14 protein-coding genes are annotated in these 15,054 nt (G+C 66.4%); 10 read left to right on the forward strand and 4 right to left on the reverse strand.

The genetic code is table 11. From position 1 onward, the window contains the following. Window positions 1-73: 73 nt before the first annotated feature. Window positions 74-2,560, forward strand: coding sequence for a sensor domain-containing protein (locus NX773_RS21200; RefSeq protein WP_258858256.1), 2,487 nt, complete (start codon window positions 74-76; stop codon window positions 2,558-2,560). Window positions 2,561-2,680: 120 nt separating this feature from the next. Then, window positions 2,681-3,796, forward strand: coding sequence for a sensor domain-containing diguanylate cyclase (locus NX773_RS21205; RefSeq protein WP_258858257.1), 1,116 nt, complete (start codon window positions 2,681-2,683; stop codon window positions 3,794-3,796). An 84-nt stretch (window positions 3,797-3,880) separates the two neighbouring features. On the opposite strand, the gene NX773_RS21210 is transcribed toward NX773_RS21205, so the two are convergent. Next, the gene (locus NX773_RS21210; RefSeq protein WP_258858258.1) at window positions 3,881-5,857 is read right to left on the reverse strand and encodes a monovalent cation:proton antiporter family protein; all 1,977 of its coding nucleotides are present in this window, start codon (window positions 5,855-5,857) and stop codon (window positions 3,881-3,883) included. A gap of 83 nt (window positions 5,858-5,940) precedes the next feature. Between NX773_RS21210 and NX773_RS21215 the strand changes: the two genes are divergently transcribed. The 8 genes from NX773_RS21215 to NX773_RS21250 all read left to right on the forward strand — a co-directional run bounded on the left by NX773_RS21215 (window position 5,941) and on the right by NX773_RS21250 (window position 12,514). Continuing rightward, window positions 5,941-6,963 carry a KpsF/GutQ family sugar-phosphate isomerase gene (locus NX773_RS21215; protein WP_370662274.1) on the forward strand — a complete coding sequence of 341 codons (1,023 nt, stop codon included), beginning with the start codon at window positions 5,941-5,943 and terminating at the stop codon, window positions 6,961-6,963. Further along, window positions 6,963-7,493 (forward strand): KdsC family phosphatase, encoded by a 531-nt coding sequence (locus NX773_RS21220; RefSeq protein WP_258858260.1) that lies wholly within the window; start codon window positions 6,963-6,965, stop codon window positions 7,491-7,493. The genes NX773_RS21215 and NX773_RS21220 overlap by 1 nt, the downstream gene beginning before the upstream one ends. Next, window positions 7,474-8,103: an LPS export ABC transporter periplasmic protein LptC gene (gene lptC / locus NX773_RS21225; protein WP_258858261.1), complete on the forward strand. Its 630-nt coding sequence runs from the start codon at window positions 7,474-7,476 to the stop codon at window positions 8,101-8,103. Before NX773_RS21220 ends, lptC begins: the two co-directional genes overlap by 20 nt. Window positions 8,104-8,124: 21 nt before the next feature. Then, entirely contained in the window at window positions 8,125-8,697 is a 573-nt protein-coding gene (gene lptA, locus NX773_RS21230) for a lipopolysaccharide transport periplasmic protein LptA (RefSeq protein ID WP_258858262.1), read from the forward strand. Between the two features lie 2 nt (window positions 8,698-8,699). After that, entirely contained in the window at window positions 8,700-9,458 is a 759-nt protein-coding gene (gene lptB / locus NX773_RS21235) for an LPS export ABC transporter ATP-binding protein (protein WP_258858263.1), read from the forward strand. 6 nt (window positions 9,459-9,464) lie between these two features. Next, window positions 9,465-10,922 (forward strand): RNA polymerase factor sigma-54, encoded by a 1,458-nt coding sequence (locus NX773_RS21240; RefSeq protein ID WP_258858264.1) that lies wholly within the window; start codon window positions 9,465-9,467, stop codon window positions 10,920-10,922. A gap of 59 nt (window positions 10,923-10,981) precedes the next feature. Next, window positions 10,982-11,335 carry a ribosome hibernation-promoting factor, HPF/YfiA family gene (hpf, locus tag NX773_RS21245; protein WP_258823239.1) on the forward strand — a complete coding sequence of 118 codons (354 nt, stop codon included), beginning with the start codon at window positions 10,982-10,984 and terminating at the stop codon, window positions 11,333-11,335. 96 nt (window positions 11,336-11,431) lie between these two features. After that, entirely contained in the window at window positions 11,432-12,514 is a 1,083-nt protein-coding gene (locus NX773_RS21250; RefSeq protein ID WP_258858265.1) for an enoyl-CoA hydratase/isomerase family protein, read from the forward strand. Window positions 12,515-12,580: 66 nt separating this feature from the next. Here the strand turns inward: NX773_RS21250 and rapZ are convergent, their stop codons facing one another. From rapZ to NX773_RS21265, 3 genes are all read right to left on the reverse strand, one after another. Beyond that, window positions 12,581-13,438: an RNase adapter RapZ gene (gene rapZ, locus NX773_RS21255; protein ID WP_258858266.1), complete on the reverse strand. Its 858-nt coding sequence runs from the start codon at window positions 13,436-13,438 to the stop codon at window positions 12,581-12,583. A 147-nt stretch (window positions 13,439-13,585) separates the two neighbouring features. Next, window positions 13,586-14,521, reverse strand: coding sequence for an HPr(Ser) kinase/phosphatase (gene hprK, locus NX773_RS21260; RefSeq protein ID WP_258823242.1), 936 nt, complete (start codon window positions 14,519-14,521; stop codon window positions 13,586-13,588). Between the two features lie 48 nt (window positions 14,522-14,569). Next, complete coding sequence (locus NX773_RS21265; protein ID WP_258823243.1) at window positions 14,570-15,052, reverse strand: PTS sugar transporter subunit IIA; 483 nt, start codon at window positions 15,050-15,052, stop codon at window positions 14,570-14,572. Window positions 15,053-15,054 lie beyond the last annotated feature (2 nt).

A 15,054-nucleotide genomic window follows, 5' to 3' on the forward strand; every position in this document is an offset into this window, starting at 1 on the left:
CGCAAGGCTCAGTTTGACAGCCGGGCCCTGAGCGGGGTACAAGCCCCGTCTCGACCTCTCGCGGGGCAGGCATATGAGCAGCGAGCAAACCGAAGCATCCACCAGCCAGGCGCGCCTGGCGCCGATCGTCGGGCCGGCCTCGTTCGGCCTGGCCGTGATGGACGGCGACCTGAAGATCCGTTCCGCCAATCAGGCGTTCCTGGCCCGCGCCGGGGTCAGCGCCGAGCAGGTGACCGGCATGCCGCTGGCGTCGTTCTTCGGTACCGATACCGATCCGGCCTGCGTGCACGAACTGAACGAGGCGGTCCATTGCCGGCGCGAGTGTTCGGGCAAGGTTCGCTTCAAGGGACCGGAGGGCGCCGACTTTTCGGCCGAGCTGTCGATCATCCCGGTGTGCGAGGGGGGGCAGCTGCAGCACTACGTCACGGTCCTGCGCGACCTGCACGACACGGACGAAGCGCAGGCGCTGCTGGACGCGACCAGCCGGCGTTTCCAGGGCCTGCTCGAGCACCTGCCGGCCGGCGTGGTCGTGCACGGCAACGATTCGCGCATCCTGGCGGTCAATGCGCGCGGCGCCGCGCTGCTGGGCGCCAGCCAGAGCGACCTGGTCAAACGCAGCGCCTGCGACGACTGGTACCTGCTGCGCGAAGACGGCACCCGGATGGCGCCGCACGAATACCCGGTCTGCCGCACGCTGGAAGAGCGCCGCAACCTGTCCGACCTGGTGGTGGGCATCGACCGTGGGGGCGGTGCCGAACCGGGATGGTTGCTGTGCAATACCTACCTCGTGTGCGAGGACGGCAGCGAGCTGTCCGAGGTCGTGGCGTGCTTTACCGATTGCACCAAATTAAAGCGAACCGAGCAGGCGCTGCACAAGTCGGAAGAGCGGCTGCGCCTGGTGCTGCAGGGATCCACCGACGCGCCGTGGGACTGGAACCTGCGCACCGGCGAGCTGTACTACTCGCCGCGCTGGTGGGAGATGGTCGGGCGCGTGCCCGGCGAGTTGCCGGAAGACGCGGCGCTGTGGCTGCGCCTGGCCCATCCGGACGATGCGCCGCGGGTGCGCGCCGAGTTCGACCAGGCGCTGGCCAGTACCGGTAGCTCGTACGAGATCGAGTTCCGCCTGCAGCACAAGGACGGCCACCACGTGCCGGTGCTCTCGCGCGCCGTGATCCTGCGCGATCAGCAGGGCCGGCCGCTCCGGGTGTCGGGCACCAACACCGACCTCACCGAGCGCAAGCAGGCCGAGCACAACATCCACCAGCTGGCATATTTCGACTTTCTGACCGGGTTGCCGAACCGGCGCTTCCTGATGGACGAACTGCAGCGCCTGCTCAGCCGCAGCGCGCGCAGCGGCCAGCTGGGCGCGCTGCTGTTCCTCGACCTGGACAACTTCAAGATGCTCAACGACACGCTCGGCCACGAAACCGGCGACCTGTTGCTGCGCCAGGTTGCGTACCGGCTGCGCCACGCGGTGCGCGATTCGGACTGCGTGGCCCGCCTGGGCGGCGATGAGTTCGTGCTGCTGCTGGACTGCCTGGGAAAAAACCGGCAGGCGGCCGCCAACGAGGCTGGCATGGTGGCCGGCAAGGTGCTGGCGGCCTGCGACGAGGCGTATGCGCTGCCGGCGGGCGCCTACCGCAGCACGCCCAGCATCGGCATTGCGATGTTCGACGCGCGCAGCGCCAGCGCCGACGTGGTGCTGCGCCAGGCCGACCTGGCGATGTACCAGGCCAAGGCGGCCGGGCGCAACACGCTGCGCTTCTTCGACCCGGCCATGCAGTCCAGCATCGACCGCCGCTACAGCATGGAGCACGACCTGCGCCAGGGCATTCAACGCAACGAGTTCAGGCTCTATTGCCAGCCGCAGTTCGACGCTGCCGGCGAGCTGGCCGGCGGCGAGGTGCTGCTGCGCTGGCAGCGGGCCGGGCACGGGCTGGTCGGCCCCTCGGAGTTCATCGGCCTGGCCGAAACCACCGGTCTGGTGCGCTCGCTGGGCCAGTGGGTGCTGCGCGAAACCTGCGCGCGCCTGGCGGCGTGGTCCGGCCATCCGCGGCTGGGCACGGTGACGCTGGCCGTGAACGTGAGCGCGCAACAGTTGCACATGCCCGATTTCCCCTCGCAGGTGCTGGCCACGCTGCGCGAGACCGGCGCCGATCCGGCCCGGCTGGGCCTGGAGCTGACCGAGAGCGTGCTGGCCGAAAACCTCGACGACGCGATCGCCAAGATGGAGCGCCTGGAGCGCGACGGCGTGCGGTTCTCGATCGACGACTTCGGCACCGGCTATTCCTCGCTCAGCTACCTGAAGCGCTTTCCGCTCGAAACGCTCAAGATCGACCGTTCGTTCGTCCACGACATCCACACCGACCCGGACGCGGCCGCCATCGTCGAAGTCATCATCACGCTGGCGCGCAAGCTGGGCCTGAAAGTGACGGCCGAAGGCGTGGAGCAGGAGGAGCAGCGCCAGTTCCTGGAGGCCGGCGGCTGCGACCGCTTCCAGGGCTTCCTGTTCGGCCAGCCGCTGGCAATGGACGAATTCGAGCGGGTGTTCAGCGCTTAGTGCGTTAAAAATAGAGCAGGCAACTTAACGAATTAACTAAAAGTTACCCCCTTCTTCTCCGTATGCAAGCCGGGAAACATGGCGTAATGTAATGCCCATTGCTTAAACGGAACCTTGGATATGCACGATGGCGCCGCGTCGCGCGAACTGATTGCCGAGAACGAAGCCCTGCGTGCGCGCATGGCGGACCTGATCCGGCAAGCCGAGCGCAACCATGAAATCATGTGCCGGCACCAGGCCTTCGATCTGGAGATCGTCGGCGCGTCCAGCTTTCCGCAACTGGTGGGTACGATCTTTCGCACGCTGCCTGACATTTCCGAGCTCGACGTGGTCACGCTCACGCTGATTGACCCGGACGCGGACATCTACACCGTCATGCTCAAGCTCGGGGTGGACTTCGAAGAGTTCCCCAACCTCATGTTCAGCGAAGCGGGCGACGAGCTCGGTTTCGATTTCTCGACCGGCGAGCCACCGCGCCCGCAGCTGGGGCCGTTCGACCGGCAGCGCCATGCGCCGATGTTCCCGGCCGCGTGCGGCGAGCCGCGCAGCGTGGCGCTGGTGCCGCTCTTGCGCAACAAGCGGCTGATCGGCTGCCTGAACCTGGGCAGCCTGGATGCCACCCGCTTTGCGCCGGAGATGGGCACCGACTTCATCGAACACATGGCGTCGATCATCGCGATCTGCCTGGAGAACGTGATCAGTAACGAGATGCTCAAGTACATCGGGCTGACCGATGCGCTGACGGGCGTGTACAACCGGCGCTACGTGGACCGGCGGCTGCTGGAGGAGATCTCGCGGGCGCGGCGCAACGAAAGCCGGCTGTCGGTGATGTACATCGACATCGACCACTTCAAGCAGATCAACGACAGCGTCGGGCACCAGGGCGGCGACGACGTGCTGCGCGAGGTGGCCAGCCGCATCAAGGCCGAGCTGCGCATTTCGGACGCGCTGGCGCGCTTCGGCGGCGAGGAATTCGTGGTGCTGCTGGTCGATGCCGACGGTCCCAGCGCGGCGGTGGTGGCGGGCCGGATCCGCGCCGGCGTGGCTGATACCCCGGTGGAGCTGGCAGGCGGGCAGGCCGTGCCGGTAACGGTATCGATCGGCGTGGCGACCCTGGGCCCGGACGAGCGCAGCCTGCCGCTGGAGACGGTCGCGCAGCAGCTGCTGGCGCAGGCCGATGCGGCGCTGTACCGCGCCAAGCAGGCGGGCAGGAACCGCGTCATCGCCTGCCCTTGATCGGTAGGGTGGGCAGGTCTTCCTGCCCATGCGTTCAGCCAAAGCAAGCTCTGCTTGAACGCGTCGGCGGGAAACCCGCCCACCCTACAACAGCCTCGCCTCGGCGCGCTCCACCGCATCGGCCGAGCCGCGCAGCACCACCACGTCGCCCGCCTGCAGGACCGTGTCCGCTCTGGCCTCGAGCCGGTCGCGCCCGCGCCGGACGATCGTGACTTCGGCCTTGACCTCGTCCAGCGCCAGTTCGCCCAGCGCGCGCCCGGCCGCGGCCGCATTGTCGGGCAGCAGCACCGAGTGCAGGCGCACGTAGTTGTGTTCCGGATCGTCCACCACGTCGCTGGCGCCATGGAAGTAGCCGCGCAGCGCCGCGTAGCGCTCGTCGCGCGCGGTCTGCACCCGGTGCACCACGCGCCGCAGCGGCACGCCCATCACCACCAGCGCGTGCGAAGCGAGCATCAGGCTGCTCTCCAGCGCTTCCGGCACCACCTCGGCCGCGCCGGCTTTCTTGAGCGCGTCCAGGTCGCTGTCGTCGTGGCTGCGCACGATCACCGGCACGCTTGGGGCCAGCTCGTGCACCAGGTCGAGCACCCGCAGCGCCGCGCGCGTGTCGGCAAAGGTGATCACCAGCGCGCTGGCGCGCTTGATGCCGGCCGCGATCAGCGCTTCGCGCCGCCCGGCGTCGCCGTACGACACGTTCGAGCCCGCGGCCTGCGCTTCCTGCACCCGCTCCGGGTCCAGGTCGAGCGCGTACCACGGCAGCTTTTCCTCGGTCAGCAGCGTGGCCAGGCTCTGGCCGCTGCGGCCGAATCCGGCCACGATCACGTGCTTTTGCGCGGCCATGGTGCGGCTGGCCAGCTGGGTCAGCTGCAGCGACTGCAGCATCCATTCGTTGGAAGCGATCTTCATCACCAGCTGGTCCGACTTGGCGATCACGAACGGCGCCACCAGCATCGACAGCACCATCGAGGCCAGCACCAGCTGGATCAGGAACGGGTCGATCAGGTTCGAGCCGGAGGCCAGGTTCAGCAGCACGAAACCGAATTCGCCGGCCTGCGCCAGCGCCAGGCCGGTGCGCATCGCCACCCCGTCGGAGGAGCCGAACGCCTTGGCGAGCAAGGCGATCAGCGCGAACTTGAGCAGCACCGGCACCGCCAGCAGGATCAGCACCAGCCACCAGTTCTGCAGCACCAGCTGCACGTTGAGCAGCATGCCGATGGTGATGAAGAACAGGCCCAGCAACACGTCGCGGAACGGCTTGATGTCTTCTTCCACCTGGTGCTTGTACTGGGTCTCGGAGATCAGCATGCCGGCCACGAACGCGCCCAGCGCCATCGACAGCCCGGCGCGCTCGGTGATCCAGGCCGCGCCCAGCGTCACCAGCAGCAGGTTGAGCATGAACAGCTCCTGCGAGCGGCGCTTGACCACGACGGTGAACCACTTGCGCATCCATTTCTGGCCGAAGAACAGCAGCAGCGCGAGCACCGCGGCGGCCTTCACGCCGGCCCAGGCCAGGTTGGCGGCCAGGTGTTCGGGATTGGCGAGCGAGGGAATCAGGATCAGCAGCGGCACCACCGCCAGGTCCTGGAACAGCAGGATGCCGATGATCAGGCGCCCGTGCGGACTTTCCAGCTCCAGCCGCTCGGTGAGCAGCTTGACGACAATGGCGGTGGACGACATCGCCAGCGCGCCGCCGAGGGCGAACGCGGCCTGCCAGCCGATACGCAGGTGCGGCGCAAAGCGCGCGGCGACGAAGCCGGCCAGCACGGTGGCCACGATGGTCAGCACCACCTGCGCCAGCCCCAGCCCGAACACCAGCCGGCGCATGGCCTTGAGCTGGGCCAGGGAAAACTCCAGCCCGATCGAGAACATCAGGAACACTACGCCGAATTCGGCCAGCCCGTGGGTCGTGGGGCTGTTTTCGGCCAGGCCAAGCGCGTGCGGGCCGATCAGCACGCCGACGGCGAGGTAGCCCAGCATGGGCGGCAGGTGCAGCATGCGGAAGGCAACCACGCCCAGCACGGCACTTCCAAGGAGAAGGAGGGTCAGCTGGAGTCCTGATTCCATGCGGGGAGGTCACCTCATAGGGAAGAGTTGGTTTCTTATGTCTGGCAAGTTTCTTGCTTTCGCAATTCGGCTATACTTTCGGCATGAGTGTAACCCATGAAAAAACAATGCTGAAAGTTTTCGACAACATCCAGGCTCGGCGCGTCATGCAACTGGCCCGCGAAACCCTCGAGATCGAGGCGGACGCGATCCGCGCCCTGCATGCCCGGCTCGAACACGACGACAGCGTCGCGCGCGCCGTCGCCGTCCTGTTCGCCTGCACGGGCCGCGTGGTGGTGTCGGGCATGGGCAAGTCCGGCCACATCGGCCGCAAGATCGCCGCCACCCTGGCGTCCACCGGCACGCCGGCCATGTTCGTCCACCCGGGCGAGGCCGCGCACGGCGACCTGGGCATGGTGACCGCGCAAGACGTGTTCATTGCAATTTCGAACTCGGGCGAGTCGTCCGAGCTGATGGAAATCCTGCCGGTGGTCAAGCGCATGGGCACGCCGCTGATCGCCATGACCGGCCGCCCGCAATCGCGCCTGGCCCAGCTGGCCGACGTGCATCTCGATATTTCGGTGGCCAAGGAGGCCTGCCCGCTGAACCTGGCGCCCACCGCCAGCACCACGGTGACGCTGGCGCTGGGCGACGCGCTGGCGGTGGCGCTGCTGGATGCGCGCGGCTTCAAGGAAGAGGACTTCGCGCGTTCGCACCCCGGCGGCGCGCTCGGCCGGCGTCTGTTGACCCATGTGCGCGACGTGATGCGCACCGGGGACGCGATTCCCGCCGTGGCGCCCGACGTGCCGCTGGCGCAGGCGCTGGTGGAGGTGTCGAGGAAGGGCATGGCGATGACCGCCGTGGTGGACGAACAGCGGCGCCCGATCGGCGTGTTCACCGACGGCGACCTGCGCCGCCTGATCGAGCGCGTGCAGGACTTTTCCAAACTGACCATCCGCGACGTGATGCATCCCAACCCGCGCAGCGTGCATCCCGACCAGCTGGCGGTGGACGCTGTCGCGGTGATGGAAGAATTCCGCATCAACCAGATGCTGGTGGTGGACGAAGACGGCAAGCTCGTTGGCGCCCTGCATATCCACGACCTGACTCGCGCAAAGGTGATTTGATGACGCCACTGGAACACATGCAGCGCGCCGCGCGCGTCAAAGTGATGATCTTCGACGTCGACGGCGTGCTGACCGACGGCAGCCTGACTTACAACGCCGACGGCGAGGCCACCAAGACCTTCTACGTGCTCGATGGCCTGGGCATCCAGCTGCTGCAGCGCACCGGCGTGCAGACCGCGATCATCAGCGCGCGCCAGTCGCCGATCGTGGTCACGCGCGCGCGCGACCTGGGCATCAATCACGTGTACCAGGGCATCCACGACAAGCGCGTGGCATTTTCCAAGCTGCTGGAGGCGACCGGCGCGACGGTGGAGCAGTGCGGCTACATCGGTGACGACGTGATCGACCTGCCGCTGCTCATGCGGGTGGGCTTTGCCGTGACCGTGCCCAGCGGCCACCCCGAGGTGCAGCACCGCGCCCATTACGTGACGAAGGCCCCGGGCGGGCGCGGCGCGGTGCGCGAGGTGTGCGACCTCGTGATGCGCGCGCAGGGCACCTACGAACAGGCGCTTGCGCCTTACTTTGCCTGATACGATGGCCACCTACGTGAACAAGCGCACCGCACACCGCTGGCGCCTGCTGGCGGTGATGCTGCTGGGGGTGTTCTGCGCCTTCGGCAGCTTCTGGCTGCTGCAGCTGGTCACGCAATCGAACCAGGGCGCCCAGCTGGGCGCGCGCGGCAACGAACCGGACTACATCGTCGACAACTTCAGCTTCGTGCGCATGGGGCCCAATGGCAAGCCGCGCTACGTGGTGTCGGGCAATCGCCTGACGCACCGCCCGGTGGACGACGTGTCGTTCGTGGACAAGCCGGTGGTGCAGGGCATGACGGTCGAGCATCCACGCATGACCATGACCGCCGACCGCGCGCGCATCCTGCACGGCCAGAACCAGGTCGATTTGATCGGCAACGTGGACGTCGAGCGGCCCGGCAACGCGACCTCGCAGCCGCTGTCGATCAAGACCGAGCAGATGACCGTGCTGCCGGACGAGGAACTGCTCAAGACCGACAAGCCGGTCGAGATGAAGCTGGGCGGCGCGATCGTGCGCGGCACCGGCATGCTGGCCAATAACGCGACCCAGCAGGTGCACCTGGCCAAACAGGGCCAGATCATTTACCCGCCGCGCGCCAACCGCTAACCCATGACAGGACGAGCTCCCATGAACAAACTTATCGCTGCCGCCATGCTTTCGCTGGTGACGCTGTGCGCCTCGGCCGAGCGCGCGGACTCGCTCAAGCAGGCGGTGATCAATTACGACTCGCTCGACGTGGACGAGGTCAACGGCACGCGCATCCTGACCGGGAACGTGGTGCTCACGCGCGGCACGCTGGTGCTCAAGTCGGACAAGGCGGTGCTGAAGGAGTCGCCGGAGGGCTACATGAGCCTGACCCTGACCTCCGCGCCCGGCCATGTGGCCACCTTCCGCCAGAAGCGCGACGGCGGGCCCGACCTGTGGGTCGAGGGCCAGGCCGAGCGCATCGAGTACGACGAGCGCACCGAACTGGTCAAGCTGTTCTCGAACGCGGTGGTCAAGCAGCTGGAAAACAGCAAGCTGACCAACGAGGTGGACGGCCCCTTCATCTCCTACGACAACCGCAAGGAGATCGTCGCCGTGCGCAACGACGTGAGCGGCGAGACCAAGCCTGGCAAGGGCCGCGGCACGCTGATCCTGGCGCCGCGCCGCAATGCGCAGGGCGCGCCGGCCGCGCCGGCACCGGCGGCAGGGAAATGACGATGGATGCATGCACGAACGGCAGCACCCTGATCGTCAAGGGCCTGCAGAAAAGCTACGGCAAGCGCCTGGTGGTGCGCGACGTGTCGCTGCAGGTGGACTGCGGCGAGGTGGTCGGCCTGCTCGGCCCCAACGGCGCCGGCAAGACCACCTCGTTCTACATGATCGTGGGCCTGGTGCCGTCCGACGCCGGCGAGATCGACATCGACGGCGTGGATATTTCGAGCCTGCCGATCCACCGGCGCGCGGTGCTGGGCCTGTCCTACCTGCCGCAGGAAGCGTCGGTGTTTCGCAAGCTGACGGTGGAAGAGAACATCCGCGCCGTGCTAGAGCTGCAGCACGACGCCAAGGGCAAGCCGCTGTCCAAGGACGAAATCAACCAGCGCCTGGACACGCTGCTGGCCGAGCTGCAGATCGAGAAGCTGCGCGAGAACCCGGCGCTGTCGCTGTCCGGCGGCGAGCGGCGGCGCGTGGAGATCGCGCGCGCGCTGGCCACCAACCCGCGCTTCGTGCTGCTGGACGAGCCGTTCGCCGGCGTGGACCCGATCGCCGTGATCGAGATCCAGCGCATCGTGCGCTTCCTCAAGGAGCGCGGCATCGGCGTCTTGATCACCGACCACAACGTGCGCGAGACGCTCGGCATCTGCGACCGCGCCTACATCATCAACCAGGGCGCGGTGCTTGCGTCCGGCCGGCCCGACGACATCATCGCCAACGAATCGGTGCGGCGCGTGTACCTGGGTGAACACTTCCGCATGTAGCGGCCCATGAAGCAATCACTGCAACTGAGGACCTCGCAGCACCTCGCGCTCACGCCGCAGCTCCAGCAGTCCATCCGCTTGCTGCAGCTGTCCACGCTCGAGCTGCACCAGGAGCTCGAGCAGATCCTGTCCGACAACCCGCTGCTGGAACGCCTGGACGATCCGCTTGACCACTCGGTGCGCCTGCTCGCCGACGGCGCCATCAACAACGCGCCCGCGCAGCAGGAAGCGCCGGCCGCGCCGGGCGAGGGCGGCGAGGCCGAAGCGTTCGAGGCGGGCGGAGAGGAACCCTCGGCAGTGGAGGCCGATTCCGACTGGGGCGAAGGCGGCCCGGCGCGCACATCCGACGAAGGCGAGGATGGCCGCCCGCAGCTGGAAGCCGGCGGCCCCACGCTGCGCGAGCACCTGAGCGAGCAGGTGCACCTGACCGCTTTGTCCGAGCGCGACCGCGCGCTGGCCGAGCTGGTGATCGATGCGCTCGACGACAACGGCTACCTGGAGGAGCCGCTGGAAGACATAGCGGCGCGCCTGCCGGAAGAACTGGAAGTGGACCCGGACGAACTGCGCTGCGCGCTGGCGCTGGTGCAGAGCCTGGATCCGGCCGGCGTGGGCGCGCGCAACGCGTCCGAATGCCTGGCGCTGCAGATCCGGCGCCTGCCGCGCGTGCCGCTGGTGGCGCGTCGCCTGGCGCTGACCATCGTCGAGCACCACCTGGCATGGTTCGCGCAGCGCGAATTCAACAAGCTCAAGAAAGCGCTCGACTGCGACGACGAGGACCTGCGCGAGGCGCAGGCCGTGATCCGCCGCTGCAACCCGCATCCGGGCGCCGCGTTCGCGTCCCCGGCATCGGACTACGTGGTGCCCGACGTGATCGTGCGCCGCTCCAAGAACGGCTGGACCGTGAGCCTGAATCAGGAGGTCATGCCGCGACTTCGTGTAAACAGTTTATACGCTTCCATGCTCAAGCAATCGAAGGGCGAGGCCGGCATGGCCAGCCAGCTGCAGGAAGCGAAATGGCTGATCAAAAACATGCGCCAGCGCTTCGACACGATCCTGCGCGTATCGCAGGCAATTGTGGAACGCCAGCGCAATTTTTTTTCACATGGCGCTGTTGCCATGCGGCCCCTTGTTTTGCGCGAGATTGCTGATACACTAGGACTACACGAGAGCACAATTTCTCGTGTCACAACGCAGAAGTTCATGCTGACCCCGCACGGCATGTTCGAGCTGAAGTACTTTTTCGGTAGCCACGTCGCGACGGAAGCGGGAGGTGAGGCCTCGTCGACGGCGATCAGGGCACTGATAGCGCAACTGACAGGAGCAGAAGACCCTAAGAATCCATTATCCGACAGCAAGATCGCGGAAATGCTAGGGGAACAAGGGATGGTTGTTGCGCGACGTACGGTAGCCAAATACCGCGAAGCACTGAAAATCCCGCCCGTAAGCCTCCGCAAATCCTTGTAACAGCACCGTTCCCCTCCGCGCTGCGTGCGAACGGCTCGCAATTGATCAAAGGAGTGTGTATGAATCTCACAATCAGTGGACACCATCTCGATGTGACTCCCGCCATCCGTGACTACGTACAGAACAAACTCGAGCGCATTACCCGCCATTTCGATCAAGTGATCGACACCCACGTCATCCTCGCCATCGACAATCTCACCGAAAAAGAAAAGCGCCAAAAGGCTGAGATCAACATGCGCCTGTCGGGCAAGACGGTTCACGTGGAAAGCGTTGCGCAAGACCTGTACGCGGCCATCGACCTGCTGATGGACCGTCTGGATCGCCAGGTTGTGAAGCACAAAACGATTCTTCAGAATCACGCTCACGAGGCGCCCAAGCGCATGCCGGAAGGCGGCGCGGAAGCCACCGCATAAAAGGCCTTCAAGGCCTGACCATTCTGGGGCGCTGCGGCGCCCTTTTGCTTTCCCGAGCGCGGTAAAATGGATGTCTTTTCAACCACATCGATCACCATGAGCGAATACGTCCAGACCCGGGTTGCCAACCGTACCGGCATCATCACTCTCGACCGCCCGAAAGCCCTCAATTCCCTGTCGCTGGACATGGTGCGCGCGCTCACCCAGGCGCTGCTGGCATGGCGCACGGACGCCAACGTGGACGCCGTGGTCATCAAGAGCACCAGCGAAAAGGCGCTGTGCGCCGGCGGCGACATCCGCTTCTTCTATGACGTGGGCCGCGCCACGCCCATGGGCGGCAGCGCGCTGCTGGAGGACTTCTTCACCGAGGAATATGCGCTCAATCACCTGATCCACTTCTATCCGAAGCCCTATATCGCGCTGATGGACGGCGTGGTGATGGGGGGCGGCATGGGCATTGCGCAGGGCGGCCCGGACTGCGGCCTGCGCGTGGTCACCGAGCGCACCAGGATGGCCATGCCCGAGGTGAACATCGGCCTGTTCCCGGATGTGGGCGGCAGCTACTTCCTGTCGCATGCTCCGGGGCGGCTGGGGCGCTATCTGGGCCTCACCGGCCTGACGATCGGCGCGGCCGACGCCCTGTACGTGGGGCTGGCGGACGTGTTCGTGCCGTCGGCCAGGCTGGGCGAACTGGCGCAGATGATCGAGTCGGTGCCGGGCGCCGAGCTGCCGGCGGCGATCCGTCGGTTTGCCGAGCCATTCGCAAGCGAGGCCGGTGCGAGCGAGCTGGCGGCCGAGCGGTCAAACATCGACTGGCACTTCGGCCCGTCGTCGGTGGCGGCGACCATGCAGTCGCTCGCTGGCGCCAAAGGCGCGTTCTGCGAAAAGGCGCTGGCCGCGATGCGCCAGCGCTCGCCGTTGATGATGTGCGTGACCAACGAGCTGCTCGAACGCGGGGCGCAGATGGGCGTGGCCGATTGCCTGCGCATGGAGCGTTCGGTAGTGCGCCGCAACTTCGAAAATGGCGAGGTGATCGAGGGTGTGCGCGCGCTCGTGATCGACAAGGATAACCAGCCGAAGTGGAACCCGGCGACGCTTTCGGAGGTGACGGAGGCGATGGTGGCGAAGTTCTTCGAGCCGGTGTGGCCGGACTACGCGCACCCGCTGCGGCATCTTTAACCCGTCAGCCCCAAGCCGTCGTTCGCGCGCAGGCGGGAACGACGTTTTGGGCCAGTGGTCAAGGTCTTACGACTGCTCGCGGTGCCGCACCACGACCCGCTCGGTCGCGCTGAAGTAGGCGCCGAGCCGTTCGGCCATGTACACCGAACGGTGCTGCCCGCCGGTGCAGCCGACCGCCACGGTCAGGTAACTGCGGTTGTCGGTCTTGAACGACGGCAGCCACTTCTCGATGAACTTGCGGATGTCCTCCAGCATTTCGTTGGCGCTTGGCTGTGCTTCGAGGAAGGCGATCACCGGCGCGTCCTTGCCGGTGAGCGGACGCAGGGTCAGGTCGTAGTAGGGGTTCGGGATGGCGCGCACGTCGAACACGAAGTCCGCATCCAGCGGCACGCCCACCTTGAACGCGAAAGACTCGAAAAATAGCGTCAGCGGGGCGCGCTCGATCTGCGCCAGCTCGCGCACCCAGATGCGCAGCTTGTTGGCCGACAGCTCGGAGGTGTCGATCACATGCCCGAGCTGCTCGATGGCGGACAGGCGTTCGCGCTCCTCGGCGATGCATTCGATCAGGGTGCGGCGCGAGGCGGGATTTTCACCGGGCCGCAATTCGTGCGACAGCGGGTGGCTGCGGCGCGTCTCCGAGAAGCGCGCGACCAGCGAATGGGTGCTCGCGGTCAGGAACATCACCCGCACATCGTGCCCGTCGTCCTTCAGCTTGCGCACATTGGCCGGCAGTTCCACCAGCGACTCCGCGCTGCGCGCATCGACGGCCACGGCCAGCTTGCTTTCGTGGTTCACCGTTTCGACCAGCGCCGGCAACAGCGGCGGCGGCAGATTGTCGACGCAATAGTAGCCGGCGTCTTCCAGCACGTTGAGCGCCACGGATTTGCCAGAGCCGGAGATGCCTGTGATCAGAACGATGTGCATGCGGCGATGATACCGCAACAACAAGCGTTTTGTCGCCGTAGGGTGGGCAGGTTTCCTGCCCACGCGGTGATACGCGGAGTGCGAGCGGCCGCAGCAGGTGTGGCACCGTGTAGCTGGACGCGTGGGCAGAATCTGCCCACCCTACGGTCAGTCGCCACTCATTGCCTGGCGCTGACGCTCCGTGAACTCCTGCAAGGTATCGATGCCGCGCAACTGGAGGATGGTGTTGCGCACCGCCGCTTCCAGCAGCACCGCGATGTTGCGGCCGGCGGCGACGGGGATGACGACCTTGCGGATCGGCAGGCCCAGCACTTCCTGGGTCGGCACGTGGAACGGCAGGCGCTCCACTTCCTCTTCCAGTGCGCCGCGGCGCACCAGGTGCACGATGAGTTTCAGGCGCATCTTGCGGCGCACGGCGGTCTCGCCGAAGATCGCCTTGATGTCCAGGAGGCCCAGGCCGCGCACTTCCAGCAGATTTTGCAGCAGCGGCGGGCAGCGGCCCTCGACCATGTTGGGCGCGATGCGCGAGAACTCGACCGCGTCGTCGGCGACCAGGCCGTGCGAGCGCGAGATCAGTTCCAGGCCCAGCTCGCTCTTGCCCAGGCCCGAGTCGCCGGTGATGAGCACGCCGACCCCCAGCACGTCCATGAACACGCCATGCATGATGACGCGCTGCGCCAGCTTCTTGGACAGGTACACGCGCAGGAAGTCGATCACCTGCGCGGCCGGCAGCGGGGTCGAAAACAGCGGAATGTTCTGCTCGTCGCAGATGGCCAGGATGTCCGGCGGCGTTTCCAGCCCCTGTGCGATGATCAGCGCCGGCGGCCCGCCCGCGATCAGCTCGGCGACCATGTGGCTGCGCGAGCTGGATTTGAGGCGGTGGTAGTAGTTCAGCTCCTGGTGTCCGAACACCTGGATGCGGCCCGGGTGGATCAGGTTCAGGTGACCCACCTGGTCGGCGGCCGAGACGGCGTCGCCCGAGATCAGGCGCTCACCGCCCGGAAAGCCCGCAAACCAGCCCAGTTGCAGGCTTTCGCGGTTGTCGTCGAACAGGCGTTGGATGGTGAGCGGGGTTTGCAGCATGGACGTCTTCTGAAAGAGGGCGCCGCAAAGCCGGCGGGTGCAACAAGTTTAACCCAAGGCTTGCAGGCTGGGTTGCCAGTTGATGATGCGCTCGTGGACCGAGGCCGGGTCGGGATCGGTGGCCAGCGCCTGGCGGATCGCTTCGTCCGAGAACAGTTCCGCGATCTCGGACAGGATCTCCAGGTGTTGCTGGGTCACGTGGTCGGGAATGAGCAGGAACAGCAGCAGGCTGACCGGCTGGCCGTCCGGCGACTCGAACGGGATCGGGTCCTTCAGGCGCATGAAGGCGGCCAGCGGCGCCTTCAGGTTCTTGTTGCCCTTGATGCGGCCGTGCGGCAGCGCCACGCCCTTGCCCAGGCCCGTCGAACCGAGACGCTCGCGCGCGAACAGATTGTCCGACACGGTCGAACGCGCGATGCCGTAGTTGTTCTCGAACAGCAGCCCGGCCTGTTCAAAGGCGCGCTTCTTGCTCGACACTTCGATGTCCAGCAGGATGTTCTCGAGCGGCAGGATTTTGCTTAGGTTAGTCATAA

The organism is Massilia solisilvae, from assembly GCF_024753215.1.
Classification (GTDB): Bacteria; Pseudomonadota; Gammaproteobacteria; order Burkholderiales; family Burkholderiaceae_D; genus Telluria; species Telluria solisilvae.